The 21,692-nt window shown below is 64.1% G+C and carries 24 protein-coding genes; 15 read left to right on the forward strand and 9 right to left on the reverse strand.

Annotated elements, in window-relative coordinates; translation table 11 throughout:
* The first annotated feature begins 26 nt into the window (after positions 1-26).
* Entirely contained in the window at positions 27-284 is a 258-nt protein-coding gene (locus HAP48_RS31430; RefSeq protein WP_210292699.1) for a hypothetical protein, read from the forward strand.
* Positions 285-699: 415 nt separating this feature from the next.
* On the opposite strand, the gene HAP48_RS31435 is transcribed toward HAP48_RS31430, so the two are convergent.
* Entirely contained in the window at positions 700-1,017 is a 318-nt protein-coding gene (locus tag HAP48_RS31435) for a hypothetical protein (RefSeq protein WP_166203787.1), read from the reverse strand.
* 109 nt (positions 1,018-1,126) lie between these two features.
* Between HAP48_RS31435 and HAP48_RS31440 the strand changes: the two genes are divergently transcribed.
* Positions 1,127-1,336, forward strand: a complete 210-nt coding sequence (locus tag HAP48_RS31440; protein ID WP_166203788.1) for a hypothetical protein — start codon at positions 1,127-1,129, stop codon at positions 1,334-1,336.
* A 193-nt stretch (positions 1,337-1,529) separates the two neighbouring features.
* On the opposite strand, the gene HAP48_RS31445 is transcribed toward HAP48_RS31440, so the two are convergent.
* Positions 1,530-1,718, reverse strand: coding sequence for a hypothetical protein (locus HAP48_RS31445; protein ID WP_029084082.1), 189 nt, complete (start codon positions 1,716-1,718; stop codon positions 1,530-1,532).
* Positions 1,719-2,386: 668 nt separating this feature from the next.
* Between HAP48_RS31445 and HAP48_RS31450 the strand changes: the two genes are divergently transcribed.
* On the forward strand, positions 2,387-2,761 hold the full coding sequence (locus tag HAP48_RS31450) for a helix-turn-helix domain-containing protein (RefSeq protein WP_166203789.1): 375 nt from the start codon (positions 2,387-2,389) through the stop codon (positions 2,759-2,761).
* 14 nt (positions 2,762-2,775) lie between these two features.
* On the opposite strand, the gene HAP48_RS31455 is transcribed toward HAP48_RS31450, so the two are convergent.
* The gene (locus HAP48_RS31455; protein WP_166203790.1) at positions 2,776-3,081 is read right to left on the reverse strand and encodes a hypothetical protein; all 306 of its coding nucleotides are present in this window, start codon (positions 3,079-3,081) and stop codon (positions 2,776-2,778) included.
* A 95-nt stretch (positions 3,082-3,176) separates the two neighbouring features.
* Between HAP48_RS31455 and HAP48_RS31460 the strand changes: the two genes are divergently transcribed.
* Positions 3,177-4,619, forward strand: a complete 1,443-nt coding sequence (locus HAP48_RS31460; RefSeq protein WP_224496689.1) for an undecaprenyl-phosphate glucose phosphotransferase — start codon at positions 3,177-3,179, stop codon at positions 4,617-4,619.
* 58 nt (positions 4,620-4,677) lie between these two features.
* Here HAP48_RS31460 and HAP48_RS31465 read toward each other — a convergent pair whose 3' ends face one another.
* The 5 genes from HAP48_RS31465 to HAP48_RS31485 form a co-directional block, all read right to left on the reverse strand.
* A complete protein-coding gene (locus tag HAP48_RS31465) occupies positions 4,678-5,262 on the reverse strand; it encodes a hypothetical protein (protein ID WP_166203791.1) in 585 nt (194 codons plus the stop codon).
* A gap of 4 nt (positions 5,263-5,266) precedes the next feature.
* The gene (locus tag HAP48_RS31470; protein WP_175612242.1) at positions 5,267-6,055 is read right to left on the reverse strand and encodes a metallophosphoesterase family protein; all 789 of its coding nucleotides are present in this window, start codon (positions 6,053-6,055) and stop codon (positions 5,267-5,269) included.
* Positions 6,056-6,062: 7 nt separating this feature from the next.
* Complete coding sequence (locus HAP48_RS31475) at positions 6,063-7,355, reverse strand: hypothetical protein (RefSeq protein ID WP_166203792.1); 1,293 nt, start codon at positions 7,353-7,355, stop codon at positions 6,063-6,065.
* 225 nt (positions 7,356-7,580) lie between these two features.
* Positions 7,581-7,859 (reverse strand): hypothetical protein, encoded by a 279-nt coding sequence (locus HAP48_RS31480; RefSeq protein WP_166203793.1) that lies wholly within the window; start codon positions 7,857-7,859, stop codon positions 7,581-7,583.
* Positions 7,860-7,962: 103 nt separating this feature from the next.
* A complete protein-coding gene (locus HAP48_RS31485; RefSeq protein WP_166203794.1) occupies positions 7,963-8,259 on the reverse strand; it encodes a hypothetical protein in 297 nt (98 codons plus the stop codon).
* A 673-nt stretch (positions 8,260-8,932) separates the two neighbouring features.
* Here HAP48_RS31485 and HAP48_RS31490 point away from each other — a divergent pair.
* On the forward strand, positions 8,933-10,267 hold the full coding sequence (locus HAP48_RS31490) for an IS1182 family transposase (protein ID WP_166202952.1): 1,335 nt from the start codon (positions 8,933-8,935) through the stop codon (positions 10,265-10,267).
* Between the two features lie 95 nt (positions 10,268-10,362).
* Positions 10,363-11,118 (forward strand): SLBB domain-containing protein, encoded by a 756-nt coding sequence (locus HAP48_RS31495; protein ID WP_338028958.1) that lies wholly within the window; start codon positions 10,363-10,365, stop codon positions 11,116-11,118.
* Here the strand turns inward: HAP48_RS31495 and HAP48_RS31500 are convergent.
* Positions 11,086-11,313 carry a hypothetical protein gene (locus tag HAP48_RS31500; RefSeq protein ID WP_166202810.1) on the reverse strand — a complete coding sequence of 76 codons (228 nt, stop codon included), beginning with the start codon at positions 11,311-11,313 and terminating at the stop codon, positions 11,086-11,088. The two genes, HAP48_RS31495 and HAP48_RS31500, sit on opposite strands and share 33 nt — an antisense overlap.
* A gap of 58 nt (positions 11,314-11,371) precedes the next feature.
* On the opposite strand from HAP48_RS31500, the gene HAP48_RS31505 reads away from it, so the two are divergent.
* The 9 genes from HAP48_RS31505 (at position 11,372) to HAP48_RS31545 (ending at position 21,683) form a co-directional block, all read left to right on the forward strand.
* Complete coding sequence (locus HAP48_RS31505) at positions 11,372-12,652, forward strand: O-antigen ligase family protein (protein WP_224496690.1); 1,281 nt, start codon at positions 11,372-11,374, stop codon at positions 12,650-12,652.
* 58 nt (positions 12,653-12,710) lie between these two features.
* Positions 12,711-13,352, forward strand: coding sequence for a hypothetical protein (locus HAP48_RS31510; RefSeq protein ID WP_224496691.1), 642 nt, complete (start codon positions 12,711-12,713; stop codon positions 13,350-13,352).
* 129 nt (positions 13,353-13,481) lie between these two features.
* Complete coding sequence (locus HAP48_RS31515) at positions 13,482-15,755, forward strand: polysaccharide biosynthesis tyrosine autokinase (RefSeq protein WP_166203795.1); 2,274 nt, start codon at positions 13,482-13,484, stop codon at positions 15,753-15,755.
* A gap of 49 nt (positions 15,756-15,804) precedes the next feature.
* Positions 15,805-16,581 (forward strand): hypothetical protein, encoded by a 777-nt coding sequence (locus tag HAP48_RS31520; RefSeq protein ID WP_224496692.1) that lies wholly within the window; start codon positions 15,805-15,807, stop codon positions 16,579-16,581.
* A complete protein-coding gene (locus HAP48_RS31525; protein ID WP_166203797.1) occupies positions 16,578-17,336 on the forward strand; it encodes a class I SAM-dependent methyltransferase in 759 nt (252 codons plus the stop codon). The genes HAP48_RS31520 and HAP48_RS31525 overlap by 4 nt, the downstream gene beginning before the upstream one ends.
* Before the next feature lie 3 nt (positions 17,337-17,339).
* The gene (locus HAP48_RS31530) at positions 17,340-18,455 is read left to right on the forward strand and encodes a glycosyltransferase family 4 protein (RefSeq protein ID WP_166203798.1); all 1,116 of its coding nucleotides are present in this window, start codon (positions 17,340-17,342) and stop codon (positions 18,453-18,455) included.
* Positions 18,452-19,744 (forward strand): O-antigen ligase family protein, encoded by a 1,293-nt coding sequence (locus HAP48_RS31535; RefSeq protein ID WP_166203799.1) that lies wholly within the window; start codon positions 18,452-18,454, stop codon positions 19,742-19,744. The genes HAP48_RS31530 and HAP48_RS31535 overlap by 4 nt, the downstream gene beginning before the upstream one ends.
* Positions 19,741-21,060 carry an MATE family efflux transporter gene (locus HAP48_RS31540; RefSeq protein WP_166203800.1) on the forward strand — a complete coding sequence of 440 codons (1,320 nt, stop codon included), beginning with the start codon at positions 19,741-19,743 and terminating at the stop codon, positions 21,058-21,060. Before HAP48_RS31535 ends, HAP48_RS31540 begins: the two co-directional genes overlap by 4 nt.
* The gene (locus HAP48_RS31545; RefSeq protein WP_166203801.1) at positions 21,057-21,683 is read left to right on the forward strand and encodes a class I SAM-dependent methyltransferase; all 627 of its coding nucleotides are present in this window, start codon (positions 21,057-21,059) and stop codon (positions 21,681-21,683) included. The genes HAP48_RS31540 and HAP48_RS31545 overlap by 4 nt, the downstream gene beginning before the upstream one ends.
* The last annotated feature ends 9 nt before the right edge of the window (positions 21,684-21,692 follow it).

A 21,692-nucleotide genomic window follows, 5' to 3' on the forward strand; every position in this document is an offset into this window, starting at 1 on the left:
GGTTCGGCGTGGAACGGAGTTTCACAATGAGAGTTATCATCGGTTTTGCCGTCGCTTCGGCCGTGACCATCGCCTCCAGCGCAATCGTTCCGGCGCGCGCGATCGACGTCAAGGTGGCACGCGCCTGCGATGCGCTGGTGGCGAAGGCATTTCCGCCCCGGCAGCCGGGCAATCCGGCATCCAGCAGCGCGAACGGCAATGCGAAGGTCCAGCGCGACTACTTCAACAAGTGCGTCGCCAATGGCGGGAAGATGGACGACGCCGCCGCTGCCAAATCGAAATAGCGCGCGATCGCGACGCGGTTGCGAATTAGCGATGCTTATGGCGGTTGGCGCACGATTGCCGCTCGTCGCGATGATCGTGCCATGCGCCAATGCGGGGACGAAGCGCGAAGGCGCTCGCTCGATCCGTCCAGGCCGAAAACGCATCGATGCCATCTATCTCGAATTGGAATAGCATTGTCGCGTTCGGCTCCGGTTCGAGGCGAATATTGTCCGTGGCCGGACGTCGCGCGTTGAAAGCTTCCGCCGCATCGTCAGAGCCGATCAGAACGGATCAAATCAGACGATGTCTCACTATCCGTAATGGATCGAAACATTCTGCGATCCGTGCAGATGGCGGCGCTCGCAGCCCACATCCATGCTGCTCAGTTCAACCTGTTATGCGCAGAGCGAGTCCGATCAATCGGCAGCAGCAGATTTAGTGTGTGCACGCTGCCTTTGGTGGAATATCTGGTCCGGCGTCGGAACTCCTCTTCAAGGCGCGAGCCTTTGACGCGGCGACATTGTGGTTGCCCGAACGCGCGCCTCCGGTTTCAACAACCATCGCTGCAATCAACGATCGCCGAATGATTTCATGCGCTTGGTTGCGTTCAACGCTTGGCGCGACCTGCGCCGTTTCGCCGCGCGTCTCATCGCTGCCGCTGACTTCCCATCGCGACGACACAATACGGTCATCGATTAAATGTTTCGCGATCCGGTTGTGGAACCTGAGTGGGAAAATTTCTGTCAGAGCCATGTTGGTCGCAAACCTGCCCCATTAATTTCCTTCCATGTGCGTGATCAGCTTTGTCATTCAAACTTCAATCACATCGCTCATACCCGTAACCGCAGAGCGAGGGCGCGCCATGAAGCAGCACAAGATTCAACATTTGCATCAGCCGATCGAAGAGGCGTTGCTCGCGACCAATCGATCGCTGCGCGACGAGGTCGTTGCGCTGATGCTGGATATCGCTGAGTTGCGTGAGCTGCACGAAGGCCCGGTTGCGTCTCGTTCGTTCGGTGCATCCTGTGAACAGACCCGCCCGCGCGTCGCGTTGCGCCGGGTTCATCGCTGACATTCGTCCGCGAATTCCTCCCCCAGCAGTTGCGTCTAGTCTGCGCCGGCGCTAGCAAAGGCCGCCGGCTCGCATATGGTTGCGGGTGATTCAATCTATAGTTGAAGAGTATTTGGCCCTCTCCGCAATGCGGCCGGGCCCCCTGACGGCTTTTCCCGGCAAGTCCGCGTAAGAGGGAGGGCAGCTGGAGCGGTCAGTGCTCTTGCGGCACGGACTTGTGCGCCCCGACATCGGACAAACGCTCGCGCAGGATCCAAGTCTGCAGGACCAGCTCGACGGCGGTATGTCGGAGTTCGAAATTCTCCGCGACGAGCCGTTCCAGGGCGTCGGTCGCATCGCTGGAAGCGGATTGGTTCCCCTCGAAGACCTTGAGACGCGCCATAGTGTCGATCCTCGCAAGAATGTTGATCAGAGACGGGCTCCGACAGGCGTCAGCACAGAATAGTTCGCAGGCTCTCAGGCGGTCGTGGTTCCGCCTGATCGCCAAGGGTGGGAAAGCGCTTAATCGTTAATTTGTGGGTCGAGCGATCAACGTTAGGTTCCGTGAAAACAATCCTCAAATATGTTGAAACCCTCATGACACCCAATGCATTCGTACGTACCGCTGCGCGTGCGCGCCCGCAAGCCGCCGGACGCGAAGGCCGAGAGATTAATTTGTTAGGATTTTGTGAAAGTCTTGCTTGACTGGCCGCGCGGATATCACAGAGGGGCATGGTGCACTCACAATCTGTCGAGGGACCGATTGGGTATTTCTCATTTGCTTCTCACTTGGGAATGCAAACGGTGCGCCAGTTATCGAGATCAAATTCTCATACGTAGAAAGTCGTATAACTTTTTCTCCCTGATGCCTTTTGCGAGGGAATATTGCGTACTTATTCCGGGTAAATCCCTTGCAGCTTCGACGTTTCTTCGCACAATGCGTCGCTGCCGACGGCAAGTTCGAGGCTCCCGAAGGTCCCCCGGGATATCCTCAATTTGAATTTCCTGTTGCATTTACATAGCTTATAGGCCATGCGATTATTGCTAATCTAGGGGGCAACGAGATGACCAATGAGGCGTCATTCTACTGACGAGATCACTTCCAAGGTCAAACAGGCCGAGGAACTCATGGCGCGGGGGCAGTCACAAGCCCAAGCGTGCAAGGTGCTGGGCGTTAGCGTGATGACATTTCATCGCTGGCGCAAGCAGGAGGCCGCACGCGGCCACCATGCGAACGGTACTGTTACCGAGCTCGCCGCTCGCACCGATGATCGAGATGGAATCCCCCCTGTCCGCAACCGTATTGACGAATTGCGGCTGGAAAATGAACGGCTGCGTCGGATTGTAACCGACCTACTGCTCGAGAAAATGAAGATTGAGGAGAAGCTTGCGCTCAGGTCCAGCGGCGGCAGCGGTTTGTCCCGCCGTGGTGAAGTCCAGAGCTAACGTAAGCTGATCCGTTAATGGATACGTGAGGGCCTGGGCGCCAGCAGCAGCTGGTCGCTCAGATGCGCTTTTTCAGATCGTGCGCGCAGCTCCTCGAAGATCGGACGTAGTCTGGCCTGCGCCAGGTCCAGACCTCCGACAATGTCCTGATTCGGCATTTCCGCCGGGAATCGGGCCGCTCGCAGCCTTGTTTCGATTGCCTTGACCAGCACCTCGACATCGTCGCGATGCTGGCCCGCGACCAACTCGGCGCCCATCAGGCGGATCAAGTGAAGGAGGGCCACCAGTGCGGCCTCGGTTTCGCCAGCTGACGAGCTCATGGTCGTTCTCTGCCCGATATGTGCGGCAGGTCTTGCGAGCTTATCACCTGCCTGATAAGAGAGATATGAATTGTTAACACGAATGTTAATTCCCGATGACCGACCTTTCGGACGCTCGATTAGCGAAGGCACCGGTTAGCTTCGGCGCCTTTTCATTCGCTTTTGCCTCTCTCGAGGCGTTCGCAGTCACCTTCGAGATGATCATCGTCGTGCTGTCCAGCATCATCGGCGGCGCGGCCTATCATCTGTTTTACTACCACACGGTTTATAGCAACAGCTTCGAGGGTTTTCTAGGGATCGGCGTCCTCGCCGCGATCCTTCACATGTTCGTCGCCAAGTCGCAGGGCCTCTACAATGCGCAGGTGCTGGCCGGCCTCGACCGGCGCTGGAGCAGCCTGCTTGGCGGGTGGCTGCTGGTCGTCCTGCTGATGACCCTGATCATCTTCCTCTTGAAGGTGGGTTCCGGCGTCTCGCGCGGCTCGGTGATGTCGTTCGGGCTGATCGGCGGCCTCGGGCTGGTGACCGGACGGATGCTGCTCCAGGCGCCGCTGCAACGCGCGATCGACCGCGGCATGCTGGCGACGCGCCGCGCCGTCGTGGTCGGGATGGCGGAGGAATTGTCCCGGGTGCGGCAATCGAGCCTGCTGCGCGATTTCGGTCTCAGCGAGGTGCGACGGGCGCAGCTTTCCGGTATGTCGGACGACGACGGCGACCGGGCGGCGGTCGCGTCAGCCATTCGCGCCGCGCGGGAGTGCGGCGCCGACGAGATCGTCCTGGCGATGCCATGGCAGCAGGAGCCGCGCATCCAGTTCGTGTGCGACCTGCTGCGGGCGTCGCCGCTGCCGGTGCGGCTCTTGCCCGACCGGACGGCTGAACGGTTCCTGGCGCTGCGGATGGTGGCGTCTGGCCCGATCCCGACGCTGGAAATGCAGCGCTCGCCGCTCACTTCGTTCGAGCGCGCCGGCAAGCGGCTGTTCGACATCGTGGCGTCCAGCGGCCTGCTGCTGCTGTTCGCGCCGCTGCTGATCGGGACGGCGATTGCGATCAAGCTCGACTCACGAGGGCCGGTGCTGTTCCGGCAGCGCCGCAACGGGTTTGACGGCAAGCAATTCCACATCCTCAAATTCCGCTCCATGCATGTGCTCGAGGATGGCGATGTCATCACGCAGGCCCGTCCGAACGATCCGCGGCTGACCGGGATCGGCGCGACGCTGCGCCGCCGCAGCATCGACGAGCTGCCGCAGCTGGTGAACGTGCTGCGCGGCGACATGTCGCTGGTCGGGCCGCGGCCGCACGCGCTGGCGCATGACGACAAATATTCCAAGCTGATCGCGAGCTATGCGCAACGCCAGCACGTCAAGCCGGGCATCACCGGTCTTGCGCAGGTGCAGGGCCTGCGCGGCGCGACGCCCGCGATCGAGGATATGCAGCTGCGCGTCGCCCACGACCTCGTCTACATCAAGAGCTGGAGCTTCATGCTGGACCTGCGCATCCTGTTGCGCACGATCGGTGCGGTGCTGCGGCACACGGGCGTTTGAAGGTTGGGTGTTTGAAGGTTGGGCGTCCGACGGCTGGCCGGCTGCTCGCGCTTGCGCGCTACTGCGGAATGCTTTGATTGGCGTCCCTGAATTCCTGCTGGATGATGCGCCGGTTGGCGTCATCAGCCACGCGATAGGCCTGGCCGATCGCGCCCTTGAGCTCCGGCGCGCGGGTGAGGATCAGGCGGATCTGCCGCCGCAACAGATCGACCAGCTCGACATCGCGCGTCGTGTCGACCTGCGCCAGCAGGATCAGGCGCGGGCCGATCAGATCGCTGCGGTTGAAGCCGGTATAGTAGGACATCTTCAGCGCCCGCGACGCGGTCGGTTTCAGCCAGTCGAACCGGCCGGTCGCCGAGGCGAGGCCGAACCAGGCGCCGGCGTCCATCGGCGAGAGCCGAAGCGCGCGCGTGAAGGCGGCTTCGGCCGCCTCCGGCGATGCCGGCAATTCGCTCCAGCCGTCGGCGAGCCACAGCTCGCTTCTGACCACACCGATCTCGGCAGCGAGCCCAGGCTTGCCGCGCAACGCATCGGCGGCGAGCCACCAGGCCGACAGCGCCAGCGTCGCAGCACCGATTGCCACTGCGGCCGGCAGGAAAGCCGGCGACAGGCGCCGCGCGTGCCGGCCGACCGCGTCAGCCATTGTGTTAGTCATCGTATTGGCCATGGCGCGCTGCCCGGTTGCCGGTCATCAGCAGGGTTCGCCGCGTTCCCTCCAGCTTGACGCAGGTCAGGCGGCCGGTGGCGTAGGCGCCGGTGTCGACATTGATGCGGTTGCGCAGCAGTTCGGCCTCACGCACCGGCGTATGGCCGTGGACGACGACCTTGCCGAAATCATCTTCCGACACCAGGAAGTCGTCGCGGATCCACAGCAGGTCCTCCTTGCGCTGTTGCTTGAGCGCGATGCCGGGCCGGACGCCGGCATGCACGAAGAAGTAACGGCCGTAGGAAAAGGTGATCGGCAGCGCGCGCAGGAAGGCGAGATGCGCCGGCGGCATCTGACGGATCAATTGTTGCGCCAGCGCCCTGCGTTCGGCGGCGTCGGGATTGGGCGAGGGCGACAAGCCGTAGGACATCAGCGTTTGCAGACCACCGAACTGCCGCCATTGCGCGAGCATGTCGGGATTGACGAGAAACTCCAGCAGGCAGGCCTCGTGGTTGCCGAGCAGGCAGACCACGCTGTGGGTTCGGCGGCGTTGATCGAGCATCGCGATCACATCGCGCGAATCCGGTCCGCGATCGATGTAGTCGCCGAGGAACACCTGGATTGGTCGTGCTGGCCGGAACTTGCGGATATCGGCATCGATGCGTGCGCAGATCTCGTGCAGCAGCTCGGCGTGTCCGTGGATGTCGCCGACGGCGTAGATGCAGGTCTCGTCGCCCTCATGTTCGAGGTCGCCGGGCTGGCCGACAAGGCGCCGGAGGAGACTGCGCATATTTGGTCTAACCCGCCTGCAACCGTGAACGGCTGATCCGCTGTGCCAGTCCTGTTCCGATCACGGCTCCCAACACGATCACTCCGGGCAGCGCCGGCAATTCCGGCAAGGTGAAGGCGGCGAGCAGCAGCGTCAGCAGGACGGCTGCAGCGGATGCGGGATAGGACCAGTCGCGGCCGCGATTGCGCGCACCGGCCGTGAAGGCAGCGATGCAAGCGACCGTAACCGCGAGTAAAGTCCAGAACATGGCGGAACCGAACTGGGCGATCAAGGCGGCCGCGCTGGTCGCCACCACGGGGCGCGTGGCTGCGCCTTGCCAGTCCATATAGGTCGACGCCAGCGTTGCGGTGGTGCCGCCGCCGCTGCCGAGCGCGGGCAGGTCGGCGAGCAGAGTGTGGGTCGACTGCACGAGGTCGGCCGGGGCGTCAGTGAAGGCGATGGCAAAGGCCACGTCGGGATGACGGTTGGCGATCGCCGTCGCCAGCGCGATCAGCGCGACCGCCGTGGCCGCGCCGGCGCTGCTCCAGCGATGCAGATGAAGCTTTCGCGCGGCGAAGGTCATCAGGACGAGCGCGATGCCCGCAGCGAGTGCGATCGCGGCGCCGCGATGCCCGTACCAGCAGGCGCTCGCGGCGCAGAACAGCGCGCTCGCGGCGAACAGCGCGCGCAGCTGCGCGAGCCGGGCCGCGCTGCGGCCATCAGCGTGGCCGCCGATGTCGAGCGCGCGCGCGAGGCCGAGTGGAACGCCGACGAGAACGAGCATCAGAAATCCGTTTGCTGTCTCATCGCGCGCAGCTCCGGCTGCGCCAAGCCAGGCCTTGAGCGGATCGCTGTGCAGCACGAGGATCAGTGCGGCGACCACGGCCGTTGCCCCAATGCTGCGGCTCATCATATCGGCGCGGCGGGCGTCGATCGCGATCGCGGCGGCGGCGAGCATCACCGAGAGCAGCGACAGCCAGAGCAGCAGCGCGCCAAGGCTTGCGCCGGTGTCGACCGTGATGCTGCCGCTGAACGGCACACCCAGTGTTTCGCCGGCGAACTTCCACACCGGATGCGCCCAGAACGATAGCGGCAGCATCTGCAGGGTGATCCAGACCGCCGGCACCAGCGCCGCCGCAACCGCGGGGCCGGCAATTTGTTTCAGGAAGGACAGTTCACCCGGACGGATCGCGGTCAGGCTTGCCAGCAGGCCAAGCGACGTCACTGTGCCGACGAGACCGGTGGCGAGCGAGGCGTCGAGCAGACCCGCCGGAATCGACGCCCCGATCAAGATGCAGATGAAAGCTGTGACGTTCCACACGAGAGGGATAAGTCCTGGAGAGGATGTTCCTGCGGAAGATGACAACGCAAGGCAGCGGGATGCCCCGGGCTCGTCGCGAGGTCAACGGAAATCGGGCGCGCCAACTGAGGCAGCGTTATGCCGCGTTGGAGCTTCGGTTCTGATTGAATCAGAACCGAAGCTCTAGCTTTTTGTTTTGACGCGTTTTCTTCACGCGAACCGGGGTCCACTTCGCTCGAAAACGCTCTAATGCGGGCGGCGTAGGGCGAGGACAGGGATACGCGGGCGGGACCAGAGCAGTGGGGCGAACGTGCTCGCAAGATATCCGCCTTGCAGCGATACGATGGCGATGACCATGAGCAGCATGGTCTCCGACCACGTGCCTCCGATGGCGGCCAGCAGCGCCAGTTCCGCGAGCGTCACCGGCACCAGCACCAGGCAGTGCTGGCGCAGCCCGAGAACGCCGCCGCCGATCAAATTGCCAAGAAAGACAAATAACATAACCAAACCCTGTGCCCGCATCATATCGGGCCGGGTCCTAAGCCGGGGTTAATCCGATCGCCGCAAACCGCCGGCGTGATGCCGGCCGGCGCTCGAATGACGGTCTGTTATGTTAGTCGATTAACATTCAGAACGGGCGCAGGTCGCCGTAACTGTAGGCGGCCCAATAGTCGCGGCCGCCATAGGGTCCGTAGGCGCCGTAGAGCGGGGCGCAGGAGTAGCGGTCGGGACAGCCGTGCCAGCAAACCCGTTTCCACTGGCAGACGTCGCCTTGGCAATATTGCAGCCGCTGGCAGTGGCCGCCGACGCGCTCGACGGCGCGCGGGGCTTTGGTAATGCTCAATTCCGCGGCATTTGCGCCCGATCCGCCAAGCAGGACCACAGAGGTTGCCAGCGCGATTGCCAGGGGCTTCAGGCGGGTCATCACACCCTCAATCAGTTAACTCAAACCATCTCATTCAGAGATAACGGGGACATCACACGAAAGCAAAGCCGGAGTGGCGTCATGCGGAGCTTTGTCCCGCGATGATGTTGCCGGTGTCGCCGAATTGCCTCACCTTGCTAACATTCTCTATCAATTGCATCGCAATATATCACCGAACCTTGTGATTTCGATAGTCGGCATGTTACGGCACGGTCGGAGTATTTAGATGTCGCGTGCGAATTTCATTCGAGCAATGTTATTGCTTGCGGCCGCCGGATCGGTCAGCGGTTGCCATTACATGCCGACCAATGGTCCGACGAGTTCTGATGTCGTGGCCGGGCAGAAGGATCCGGAAAGCCTGCCCTATGCGATGGTCAAGATCACGCCGCAGGTCGAGAACGTGCTGGCGTCGTTCGCGCCGCAGCTCGCCGGAGGCATTCAGGGCCCGCCGCCCAAGGACATCCACTTCGGCATCGGCGACGTCGTCAGCGTCACGATCTTCGAGGCCGCCGCCGGCGGTCTGTTCATTCCGGTCGAGGCCGGCGTGCGCCCCGGCAATTACATCACGCTGCCGAACCAGAACGTCGATACCGACGGCAACATCTCGGTGCCCTATGAGCTTGTCTGGATAGTCGCTGTTCAAATCTGGTCGGGTCTGATTCAACATTGGGCGATGAGCAAGTATTTTCGGCCTTGGAACATCGATCAGACGCTGCTTCTGCCGCCGAATGTGCAGGACTTCGTGCCGAAAGGCCATGTCTCGCGGTTTATGGTTGATCTGGTGCGGGAGAGCCTCGATCTCAGGGAGATCATGGGCAGCTATGTGAGCGGGCTTGGGCAGCCGCCGTTTGATCCGCGGATGATGGTGGCGCTGCTGCTGCATAGCTATGCGAGTGGGCTGTATTCGTCGCGTCGGATTGCCAAGGCCTGCCGGGAGCGGAACGATTTTGTGATGATCGTGGCGCTGGATGCGCCGGATTTTCGGACGATCAGCGACTTTCGCAAGCGACATTTGAAGGCGCTCGGCGCGCTATTCGTGCAGGTTCTGAAGTTGTGCGAGACGGCCGGGCTGGTCAAGCTCGGTCATGTCGCGCTGGATGGTACGAAGATCAAGGCGAACGCGTCGAAACACAAGGCGATGAGTTATGAGCGCATGAAGAAGCGCGAGGCGGAATTGAAGGCCGAGGTCGCTCGCATGCTGGCGGCCGCCGAGGCGGCGGATGCCTCGGAGGATGAGACTTTCGGCAACAGCGACGAACTGCCGGACTGGACCGTCGACAAGCAGAAACGGCTGGCGAAGATCCAGCAAGCGATGGCGGCGCTGGAAGCGGACGCCAAACTGGCGGCGGAGGAAGAGCGCCGCATCGAGGCCGAAAAGGAACAGCAGCGCCAGGCCGAAGGCCGCAAGAAGCCGGGCAAACCGGCGGCGCTGCCATCGGAGGAACCCAATCCCAAGGCGCAACGCAACTTCACCGATCCGGAAAGCCGCATCATGAAGTCGAAGGATGGCTTCGTTCAGGCCTATAATGCCCAGGCGGCCGTCGATGCACATGCCCAGATCATTGTCGCGCAAGAACTGACCCAGCACGGCAGCGATCAGGGCCAGTTGGTGCCCCTGATCGAGGCCATCGAGAGCAATCTTGGCCGCAAGCCGCGGCAGGCCTCAGCGGATTCCGGCTACTGCAGCGAAGCCAATCTCGAAGCGCTCGACACACGCAGCATCGATGGCTATGTCGCGCCCGGACGCGCCAAACACCCGACAGTAGCGAACGGAAAAGTCGGCGGCCCGCTGACACAGGCCATGCGAAAGAAGATCGACGATGGCGGCTTCGAAACACCCTACCGATTGCGAAAGCAAGTGGTGGAGCCGGTGTTCGGGCAGATCAAACAGGCAAGAGGCTTCCGCCAGTTCCTGTTGCGGGGCATCGAGAAAGTGCGCGCCGAGTGGACAATGATCTGCACCGTCCATAACCTCCTCAAGCTGTTCAACCTCGCAAACGCAGCCTGAGCCTGCTACTCTACAACAAATGCCCGTCACGAAAACATATCTGGACGGGCTCCTATGCCGGCGCGATCCGCGCCAAGAACCGCACCCCGACCGAAGTGCAGCGCTCGATCGTCGATGCGCTGAAGAATCGCGCGATCGAGCCGCAGGCCGTGGTCGCCCTGATCGAGCAGCGCACCTCGCTGATCTCTGTGCTCGGCGAGGTCAATACGCCGAACCGCTTCCCCGCCAATGCCGCAGGCGAGCGCGTGCTCGACTCGATCACGCGCGCCGGCGGCCCGAAAGGGCAGGGCTTCGATACCTGGGTGATGCTCGAGCGCGACGGCAAGCGCACCACGGTGCCGTTCGGCCAGCTGGTCTACGAGCCCAAGAGCAACATCTACGCGCATCCCGGCGACACCATATATGTCTACCGCGAGCCGCAGACCTTCGTCGCCTTCGGCGCCTCGGGCGCGCAGGGCCAATTCAACTTCGAGGCCTGGCGCATCTCGCTCGCCGAAGCGGTCGCCAAGGCCGGCGGCCTGAACGATTCATCGGCCGATCCGGCCTCGGTTTTCGTCTATCGCGGCGAGCTGCCGGAAGTCGCCGCCAAGCTCGGCGTCGACGTCAGCAAATATTCAGGGCCGATCATCCCGGTCGTCTACAACATCAATTTCCGCGATCCGGCGGGCTATTTCCTGGCCACGCGTTTCCAGCTGCGCAACAAGGACGTACTGTATGCGTCGAATGCGGCGTCGGTCGAAGATGCCAAGGTCATGCAGCAGATCCGCCTCGTGACCGCAACGGTGAACGATCCGATCGTGGCCGCCTACAACGCAACCTTACTTCGCAATTCGATCAAGCTTGCGCCCTGATTTCGGGGCGTGAGCCGGCCCGCCCGGCTTCATGACAAATTCACGATTAGCTTCCGGCTCGCGCGAGGCGACGGCATTGCCGTGGCCGGTGCGATGGTCGTCGTGGCTGTTCTGCGCCGTCGTCGCGCTGGCCCCGCTGCCGCTCGGCTCGGTCGGTGTCACAGCGCCCGCGATCTGGTCGATCCTGCTCGCCATTGCGCTGCTCGGGGCATTGCCGATGCGCCTGCGCGACAGCCAGCTCGCAATCCTCGCGGTGACGGCGCTGCTGACGGCGCTCGCCCTGCTGGTGTTGCACGAGCAGTCGGCGGTCCACCCCTGGCTCGGTGCAGCGCCGAACGCGCTCTGGGCGGACGCCGGCAAATTGTTGCCCGCCGAACTGCCGCCGATCGCGTCGATCGCACGCCATCAGCCATTTTATTCCGCCGGCCTTGGAATCGTCTGCCTGCTCTCTTTTGCGATCGGTGTCGTGCTCGGTGCCGACCGCGCCATAGCGCGCAGGCTGTTGCGGACAGTGGCCGCGGCCGGCCTCGTCTATGCGATCGCCGGTATCGTCACGTTCGCGATCGATCCCACGCGGATTTTCCTGCTCCATGAGAAGGAGGCGCATCTGACGTGGCTGACGTCGCCCTTCGTCAACCGCAACACCGCGGGCATTTACTACGGCTGCTGCGCGCTGATCTGGCTGCTGTTTGGCTGCGAGCTGATCGAGCGCAACTGGCCGCCGCGGCGTTTCAGCCCGTCGCGCCTGCTGGCGCGCCTTGATGGGCCGGCACGGCGCCGGCTCGCCGGCCATGCGCTGGGCTGGCTGGTCTGCCTGCTGGCCATGTTTCTGACCGGATCGCGCGGCGGCGTCGGGATCTCGCTGCTCGCCGCGGTCGTCGCGGTCGCGATCTTCTTCCGCAAGCGGATGCCGCCGCGCTACGGCTTGATCATGGCGCTTTGCGTCGGCAGCCTGGTCGCGCTCGCCCTGCTGCAGCTTCTCGGCGGCGGCGTCGGCGCGCGCTTCAGCACGATGGGGCTGTCGGACGAGGGCCGGTTCTCGACCTATCGCGCGACGCTGCGGATGATCTTTGACCATCCCTGGCTCGGCGATGGTTTCGGGAGCTTCGAATGGGTCTATCCGGCCTATCGGACCGATGACATCTCGCTGCGCGGGACCTGGAACCGGGCGCACAACAGCTGGCTCGAACTGGCGTCCGACGGCGGAATGTTAATGGCCGGCGCCGTCATCGTCGCGCTGCTCGCAGCGTTCAGTGTGCTCGCGCATGGCGTACGGAGCCGCCGCCGCGACGTGATCGTGCCGCTTGCGGCGCTGTGCGCGTCGGCCGCCGGTGCCATCCATTCGATGATCGATTTCTCGCTCCAGATCACCGGCTACGCGGTTGTCATCGCGGCCTTGCTCGGGGCGGGACTGTCACAATCCTTCCGCTCCGGGCCGGGCAACGGCCGCGGCGGTGCCAATGTTATGGCGGGGCCGCCGGTTAACGTTGATTTCGCTGGGCATGCCGGGGCCGCGGCCGGCGAGGCTATTTAATTGGCGCGATAACTCCGATTATGCTAACAAACTGTTAGTATTCGTTAGGGAGATAGCAGTGTTCACATTCGAGCGATCCAGCGGCTTTTCCGCCTCGCGCGTGGCGGTGTTGATGATGTTGGCGCTCGCGGCGCCCGGCGGTGAAGCATTGGCGCAAGCCGCCGGCGGGCAGAGCCAGCTCTCTCAGGCGATCACGAATTTCAAGGGCTCTCCTGAGCAACTGCTGACCCAGTATCCGAACGCGGGGGTGGAATTGACCTCGCGGGCGCGCGATTTCGTCACCAACGATCCGACGACGCTGGATGTGATCATCGGGCTGCTGGCCAAGGCGAGCAAGGACCAGAAGACCGCGATCGCCGCCGGTCTCGCCCAGGCCGCTCGCATCGTGGTGCGCAGCAACCAGCCCTACGCGACGCGCATCCAGCAGGCGATTGCCGACACCAAGGACCTCGATACCGTGATGGCGTTTGCCGCGGCGTCGGGTGATAGCGGCACTGCTGCGACGGGTGGCGGCGGCGCGGGCAGCGCCGGTGCATCCGGCGGCCAGACCGGCGCCCTCGGCGCCGGCGGCGCAGGAGGGGGCGGCGCGCTCGAGGCCATCAACGGCAACAGCGTCAACACCGGCATTTTCAGCTTCACCTCATCGGTCACCGGATCGGGCAACGGGACGACCACACTTCTTACGACAGTTACTCCCTGAGCCGGCTTCCGATCGTCAATGGCGAACTCTCTGCAGCAATGCGCTTCGGTGTCGGCGGCGGGACGCTTCCCGGTTTCATTGGAGGGCGCGAGGGCAGGCTCCGGCCTGCCGGCGCGGCGATAGGACGAGATGCTTCAGCGTAACCAGATTTCGCCGTCCGTCGATCTGAGAAATCGCTCGGCCGAACTGCCGTCGCTGGCGGAAACATTCGACGCGTTCGTCACCTATCTGCTCCGGCAGTACTGGGTCATCCTCGGGACCGCCGCGCTCTGCTTGTTCGGCGGCATCTGCTATTTGGCGACTGCGGCGCCGAGCTATACCGCGCTTGCCACGATGATCATCGACACGCGCAAATTCCAGGTCTTCCAGCAGCAATCGCCGGTCAGTGACGTCCCGGTGGATTCCTCCGCGGTCGAGAGCCAGGTCGAAATCCTGAAGTCGGAGAACGTGGCGCTCGCGGTGATCCGGGACCTCAAGCTCACCGACGATCCGGAATTCGTCGGCTCCAAGGTCGGCGCGGCGGGAGCGGTGCTGGATTTCGTGACCGGCCTGTTCACGGGCAGCGGGCCGCCCAACGAGTTCGACCGGACCCGGCGCGCGGTCCGCACCTTCCAGAAGCAGCTCGAGGTCCGCCGCCGCGGCATGACCTATGTGATCGAGGTCTCCTTCCGCTCGCTCGATCCCGAGCGCGCCGCGCAGATCGCCAACGCCGTCGCCGACGCCTACATCGTCGACCAGCTCGATTCCAAGTTCCAGGCGACGCGCCGCGCCAGCGTCTGGCTGCAGGACCGCATCCAGGAGCTGCGCTCGCAGGCATCCAGTGCCGAGCGTGCGGTGCTCGACTACAAGAAGACCAACAACATCGTCACCTCCAGCGGCAAGTTGATGAACGAGCAGCAGCTCGGCGAACTCAACACGCAGCTGCTTCACGTGAAGTCGCAGGTCACCGACGCCAAGGCCAAGCTCGACCGCATCGAGGCGGTGGTGAAGAGCGGCGTCCCCGATGCGACGGTCGCCGATACCCTGAACAACCAGGTCATCACCAAGCTGCGCTCGCAATATCTCGAGCTTGCCAACCGCGAGGCCGACTGGTCGTCGCGCTATGGCTACAATCATCTGGCCGCCGTCAATCTGCGCAACCAGATGCGCGAGATCCAGTCGTCGATCATGGATGAGCTGAAGCGGCTCGCCGAAAGCTACAAGAGCGACTATGCGATCGCCCTGCAGCGCCAGAGCGAGATCGAGCGCGCCGTGAACGATTCGGTGTCGCAGTCGCAGTCCACCAACCAGGCGCAGGTGACGCTGCGCGAGCTCGAGAGCTCCGCGCAGACCTATCGCTCGCTGTACGACAATTTCCTGCAGCGCTACATGGAAAATGTGCAGCAGCAGTCGTTCCCGGTCAGCGAGGCGCGGGTGATCACCCGTGCCTCGCGTCCGCTCGGCAAGAGCCACCCGCAGACCTTCGTCGTGCTGGCGCTCTCGATGCTCGGCGGCCTGATTGCCGGGCTCGGGCTCGGCGTGTTGCGCGACCTCTACGACCGGGTGTTCCGCACCGCCGAGATGGTCGAGACGATCCTCGACACGGATTGCGTCGCCATCGTTCCCCGCGTGCCGGCAGGCCAGATCAAGGCCGCGGTTGCCGTCCGCCCCAATCTGCCGGCCGGTCCGCGGACGATCCGGTGCGGCGACGAACCGGTGCTGTGGGCGGCGATCGATTCGCCATTCTCGCGGTTCTCGGAAGCGATCCGCTCGATCAAGGTCAATGCCGACCTCAACGTCACCAAGCCGTCAAAGATCCTTGGCCTGACCTCGGCGCTGCCCAACGAGGGCAAATCGACGCTGGCCTTCGTGTTCGCGCAACTGGTGGCGCAGAGCGGTGCGCGCGTGCTGTTGATCGATTGCGATCTGCGCAATCCCTCGCTCAGCCGCAAGGTCGCGGCCAATGCCGAGCGCGGCATCCTCGACGTGCTGTCGAACAATGCAACATTGCAGGACACGATATGGCGCGATCCCGAGACCGGGCTTGCCTTCCTGCCGGGCGCCACACGATCGCGCATCGCGCATTCGCACGAGGTTTTGGCCTCCGACCAGATGAAGGACTTCATCGACGCGGCCCGCAGCCAATATGACTACGTGATCGTTGATTTCCCGCCGTTGACGCCGGTGGTCGACGTCCGCATCACCGCGCACTTCGTCGATTCCTTCGTCTTCATCGTGGAGTGGGGCAAGACCCAAGTGCAGGTGGTCGAACGGGCGCTGCGCAGCGCCCGTGCCGTCAACGAGAACCTGCTCGGCGTCGTGCTGAACAAGGCCGATATCGCCGCGATGAGCCGCTACAGCGGTTATGGCGGCAAGAACTACTATTACAACTCGCACTATGGACGATATGGCTACACCGAGTGAGCCGCGTGGTGAGGCGATCAGGCGTGCAGGCGTCTGGCTCGCGCGCGGCTTGCTGGCCGCGGCCGCGTGCTCGTCCGTCGCCTGGGGCGCGACCACCTTGCCTGACTTTGTCGACCAGACCCGGCTGGATGGCGCCAGGGACGTGATCCTGCGCAACGTACCGATCAGCGATGCCGAGCTCGATGCGCTGGGTCCGGCCCTCGCGCGTGCCGCAGCACGATCGGATTGTATGCCGGCCATCGATCGCAGCACGGCGGTGATCCGGCTGCGGCTTGCCGAGAACGCGCTCGCATCGGGCGATCGGGTGGACGCTCGGATGGGCGAGCTCGACGCGGCCATTCACAAGTCGCTCGGCTGTGCGCCGGCTGACCCTTACCTCTGGCTCGTGCTGTTCTGGCTCCGCAATATCAGGCAGGGCCTGACCGACGCGAATTTCGACCTGCTGCGCATGTCGTACCGGCTCGGCCCCAATGAGGGCTGGATCGTGGTCAAGCGCAGCGCCATGGCGCTCGCGATGTTCGATGCCCTGCCGCCCGACCTCTCGGGTGCGGTCGTTGCCGAGTTCGCGCGTCTTGTGAAGACGGAGCTGTATACCGAGGCCATCGACCTATTGAAGGGACCTGGATGGGCGCATCGGGAGAAGTTGCTGGCCGGCCTCGCAACTGTCCCCAAACGGAACGTCGACATCCTGACCCGCACAATGGCCGACATCGGATACGATCTCGATCGCCGCTCCCCGGCGGAACGGCGCAGCCTGGAGCGCGAACCAAATTTCGGACGTGACGAGCTTGCCCGAATGCCATCAGGAGCTGTGGCGAGACCATGACGATGGAATTCAGCGTCGGACAGCACAATGCGCATTATGAGGGTGTCTATTCGGCACGCGAGCGCGACTGGCGGCGCGTCTGTGCGGTCGACAAGGCCGATCATATCGCGGACTTGCTGGGCCGCTCCGCCACTGGAATCGGCAACGTGCTCGAGGTCGGCTGCGGCACCGGCGCCGTGCTGGCCCGGCTGTCTGCGATCGGCATCGGCCGCGATTGCACCGGGATCGACGTCATCGATCCCGCGACCAATCTGGAGACCGACGGCGCGGCGGCGGTCCCGTTCCACTGGTTGAGCTATGACGGTGTGACGATCCCGTTCGCGGACGGATCGTTCGATCTCGTCTATGCCAGCCATGTCCTGGAGCATGTGCCTGAGCCGCGCGCATTCCTGCACGAGCTTGCCCGCGTCGCGCGGGGTTTGATCTATGTCGAGGTACCCTGCGAACTGCACGCGCGCACCAGCCGCCGGGCGCTGCAATCCACGCTCGACATCGGCCACATCAATTTCTACACGCCCGGCACGTTTCGCCTGGTGCTGGAGACTGCGGGACTCAAGGTCATGGGCTTCGGCACCTATGACCACAGCCTGCCGGTGCACGCATTCCATTCGTCACCCGCGAAGGGGCTCGCCAAGAGCATCGTGCGGAAGACGCTGTTGTCGGCCAGCCCGGAGCTGGCGACCCGGCTTGCGACCTATCATTGCGGGGCGCTCTGCCGGCGCGACGAGGCGCCGCCGCTGCCGCAGGACCGCTGAGCCATGGCGCCGCGCGTGGTCGTCTTCAACAACATGATCACACCCTACACCAACCGTCTCTACAACGAGCTGGTCAGTCGTGGGCTGGATCTCGCCGTGCTGTCCTGCACCGCGCAGGAGGCCGACCGCTCCTGGGCCGGCTCCTTCACGCCGCGTTACACGACGCGGACGGTGCCCGGCATCTCGATCCCGCTGTCGCGGTCGCGGCACACCCATGTCAATGTCGGGATCGCGCGCGCCTTGAAGAGGCTCGCGCCCGACCTGCTGTTCGTCAACGGCCTCTATCCGTCCATGCTTGCCGGCGCCGCGTGGGCACGCGCCAACGGCAAGCCGCTTGCGCTGACGATCGACGGCTGGCGTGAGACAATGCCCAATACCGCCTATCATCGTCTGGCGCGGCCCTGGCTGCTGCGCCAGTGCGGCGCGGTCGTGTGCTGCAGCGACAAGGGCAGGGCTTATTTCAGCGGCGAGGGCGTCCACGACGCGGATCTGTTCGTGGTGCCGCTGGTGCCGGCATGGGATCCGCCGAAAACTGTGCCTGATTTTCAGGAACGTCCGTTTCATCTGCTGTGGTGCGCCCGCATCAACGATGACGCCAAGAACGCGATCTTCTTCGAGAACGTCGCGATCGCGCTCGGCCGCATCCTGCCCGCCTTGAAGGTCCGCGTGGTCGGGTCCGGCGTCGCCGAACAGCGCATGCTGACGCGGCTTGCCGCCGCCGGGATCGAGGTCCGGCACGATAGCTATGTGCCGTGGCCATCGATCTCGGAGGTCTATCTGCAATCACGGCTGCTGCTGCTGCCTTCGCTGCTGGAACCGTGGGGGCTGGTGTGCAACGAGGCCTTGCAGTGCGGGGTTCCTTGCCTGGTATCGCCCCATGTCGGGGCCGCCGGCGAGCTGGTGCGCGACCACGACAATGGCCTTGTTTGCGCGCTCGATGAACAGGCGTGGGTCGATGCGGCGCGCGCCTTGCTGGACCAGCCCGCGCGCTGGCGGACGATGTCGCAGCAGGCCCGGCAAAGCGTGCGAAGCGATGCGCTTCAGGACGCGGCTTCGCGTTTCATCGCCGCTGTCGATCATCTTGTGGACGCACCAGGGCGACAGGAAGCCGTGCAATGATCGGCAGATGGTGGTCGCGAACCGACGTCTTCCTGCACGCCTATCTGGTGATGGTGCTCGGCTGCATCTATTTCCTGTTCAATTTCGTCGAGGGGATCTCGTTCGCGGAACGGGCCGGCGAATCCACCTTGTTTCGCGGCGCGTGGCTGCTGCTCTACATCCTCCTGATGCTGCATATCGCGGTCGACCGGACGCGCTTCGGCCTGCTGCTGCTGCATTCGCATCTCTATCTGGCATTCGTGGCCTTTGCCGCCGTCTCGCTCGCCTTGAGCGCCGACCCCGCCGGCTCGTCGATCAAGTTCGCGATGTACGTGCTGACCACGATGTTCTCGGCGTGGGTCGTGATCAGCTGCCCGGTCGATCGCCTCGTCGACACGCTGTTCCGGATCGGGATCGTGGTGCTGATCGTCCATGTCCTGCTGTTTCCGGTGATCGGCTCGGAATGGAACTACGATGCGCTGAATCGGCCGACGGTGCTCGGGACCCAGGCCTATGCCGGCGTGTTCGGCCACAAGAATCTCGCGGGTGCCTTCTTCGGGCTCATGGTGCTGATCTGCTTCGTACGCATGCTGGCAGGGCCGCGACGGCAATTCGGCTGGTCGCTGCTGCTGATGGGATGCCATTTTGTTGCGCTCGCCGCGGCCGGCTCCGCAGGACCCCTGATCAGCATGTTGACGACGGTCGCGGTCACCTTCGGGCTGTTACTGGTGGTGCTCGGGCGCCGCGGGGCCGCGTCGATCTACTGGCTTGGGCTCGCGTCCTTTGCACTGGTCGTGCTCGTCGTACCCAGCGACTACCTCTATGCGCTGGTCGGCCGCAGCGGAAACCTGACCGGACGCTCGTTCCTCTGGTCGGTGTGGCCGCACTTCTTCTGGCAGCATCCCTGGCTCGGCTACGGGTTCTCCGGATTCTTCAACGAGCTGCCGAACTCGCCCGCCAACGAGCTGACGAGCATGGCGCCATGGAACACGGAGTTCGGCTCGTTCGAAAATTCCTATCTCGACGCCTTCCTCCAGTTCGGTCTGCTCGGCGGCGCGCTCTATGTGCTGCTGCTGGCACGGGCGTTGTGGAACAGCATCGTCTTCACATTCGAGCGGCGCGGGATGTATTGGCTGGCGCCGTTCGCGATGCTGCTGTTCGTTGTGATCGCGTCGGCCAACGACTCCAGCCAGCTGCTGCACAATTATTTCGGCTGCGTGCTGGTGTTCTGGTGCTATTTCGGCCCGGAGGCCAGGCTGCAGGCGGCGCCGCGGCGGGCGTTCACCAGACTGCGTGCGAGTGAGGCGTGAGTGCATTGACCGACAGGCTGGACCGCGTGGCGGCCCAAAGGCGGGTCGCCGGCGCCGTGCGCGGATCGCTCCGCCGGCTGCGGCGCGCCGGGGGCAATGTCGCGCTCGGCCTGGTCGATCAGGCGCTGCTCAGCGGCTCGGCCTTCGTGCTGACAATCGTGCTCGCCAATGTGCTCGATGTCAGTTCGTTCGGCAGCTTCAGCGTCGCCTGGTCGTTCTCGATCCTGATCGAGGCGGTGTTTTTGCGCGGACTGTTCGACGACGGGCTGCCGGCGGCCGCGCATCGGATTCCGACATCGTTGTGGCCGCAGCTTCGGCTTGGCCTCTATCTGTCGTCGTTGCTGGTCTCGGCTGCGCTCGGCCTCCTGCTGGTGATCGCGGGCCTTGTGATCGTTGTGATCGGCGGGGGCGCCGGCGGGCTCGTGATCGCAACCGGGCTCGCGATCCCGGCGGTGCGTTTGCAAAGCATGTTCCGCCGCATCTGCTATCTCGACGGCCGGCTGCCGCGCGCTACGGCGTCATCGCTGACCTACTGCTTGGCGCTGGCCGTCTCGGCCGGGCTGATGATCGCCTTCAAGCTCGCCGGCGCTGCGGCGGCGATGGCGTGCATCGCGATATCGGCGGCGCTCGCAGCCAGCCTTTTGCTTGCCCACACCAGCGAGCTCGCCTGGCCGCAAGCCAGGATCTTCCGCAGCTCGCTGCGGCGGCTGTTCAGGAACGGCCGCTGGTTCGTCGCGAACTCGCTCACCTACTGGATCGGCAGCATCGGGCTGATCCCGGTGTGCGGCCTGCTGATCGGGCTGGAGGCGAGCGCGTCGCTGCGCATCCTGCTCCTGGTGTTCGCGCCGCTCAGCCAGTTCTGCGCGACGATGTTCTCGGTCCGCCTGCCGGAAATCGCGGCCGAGCTGCGCGCGGGCAGGCGCAGCGCAGTCGCCGCCGCCGCGCGCGAAAACGCGCTGCTGCTCGGGTCGATCGCAGTCGCCTATGGTGCGGTGATCGTGTTGCTTGGCCAGCGCATTCTCGCGCTTGTCATCCACGGACAGAGTTACGAGATCGGTGCCGGCAGCCTCGGCCTGATGGCGGCTGCGATGGCGCTCGATGCCGTGTGGCTCGGCCTCGCGCTGCCGCTGTTTGCGACCGGCAAGCCGCAGCGGTTCATGCTGAGCCGGATCGCGGGCCTCGCCGCGCTGTGCTGCGTTCTGCCGTTCGCGGCTCAGGCCTGGCAGGTGACGGGCGCGGTTGCGGCGATGGTCGCCTCCAGCGCAGCGTCGGTGGTCACAGTGGTGCTGACCAATTCGGTGCGGGAGCGGACATGACCGACGACACAGCCGGCCGCGCGCTATCCAAGTTGCATATCGGTGCCTTCAATTGCGGTATCGAGGGCTGGATCAACACCGACATCACCACGCATCTGTGGATCGCGCGGGTACCGTTTGCGGCGAGGGCGCTGCATCTCGCCGGCCTGCTCAGCGATGCCCGCTATGCCGAGCACCGCCAGGGCAAGTTTGCCGGGCTGCGCTACATGGATCTGACAAAACCGCTGCCATTCGCGGACGGCAGTCTCTCGGCGGTGTTCAGCGCCCACGTCTTCGAGCATCTGTTTCCCGATGAGGTCGAGCGGCTGGCGCGCGAGATCGCACGGGTGCTGGCGCCGGGCGGGGTGTGCCGCATTGTCGTTCCGGACATGGAAAGGATCGTCGCGCTCTACGATCCGGTCGCGCCGCAGGCCTTCCTCAAGGGTGTATTCGAGATCGAGCGGCGCTCCGAGGTCGCGTTCGCGCATCACTGGGGTTATACCCGTGCGTCGCTCGCAACACTGTTCCGCGCCGCGGGGTGTTCAGAGACCCATACAAGGGCCTACCGGGAGGGCGTCTGTCCCGATATCGACCGGCTCGACAACCGGCCGGATGAGTCGATCTTCTTCGAGGCGATCAAGTAAGGCAGGAGA

Source organism: Bradyrhizobium septentrionale (assembly GCF_011516645.4).
Lineage (GTDB): Bacteria > Pseudomonadota > Alphaproteobacteria > Rhizobiales > Xanthobacteraceae > Bradyrhizobium > Bradyrhizobium septentrionale.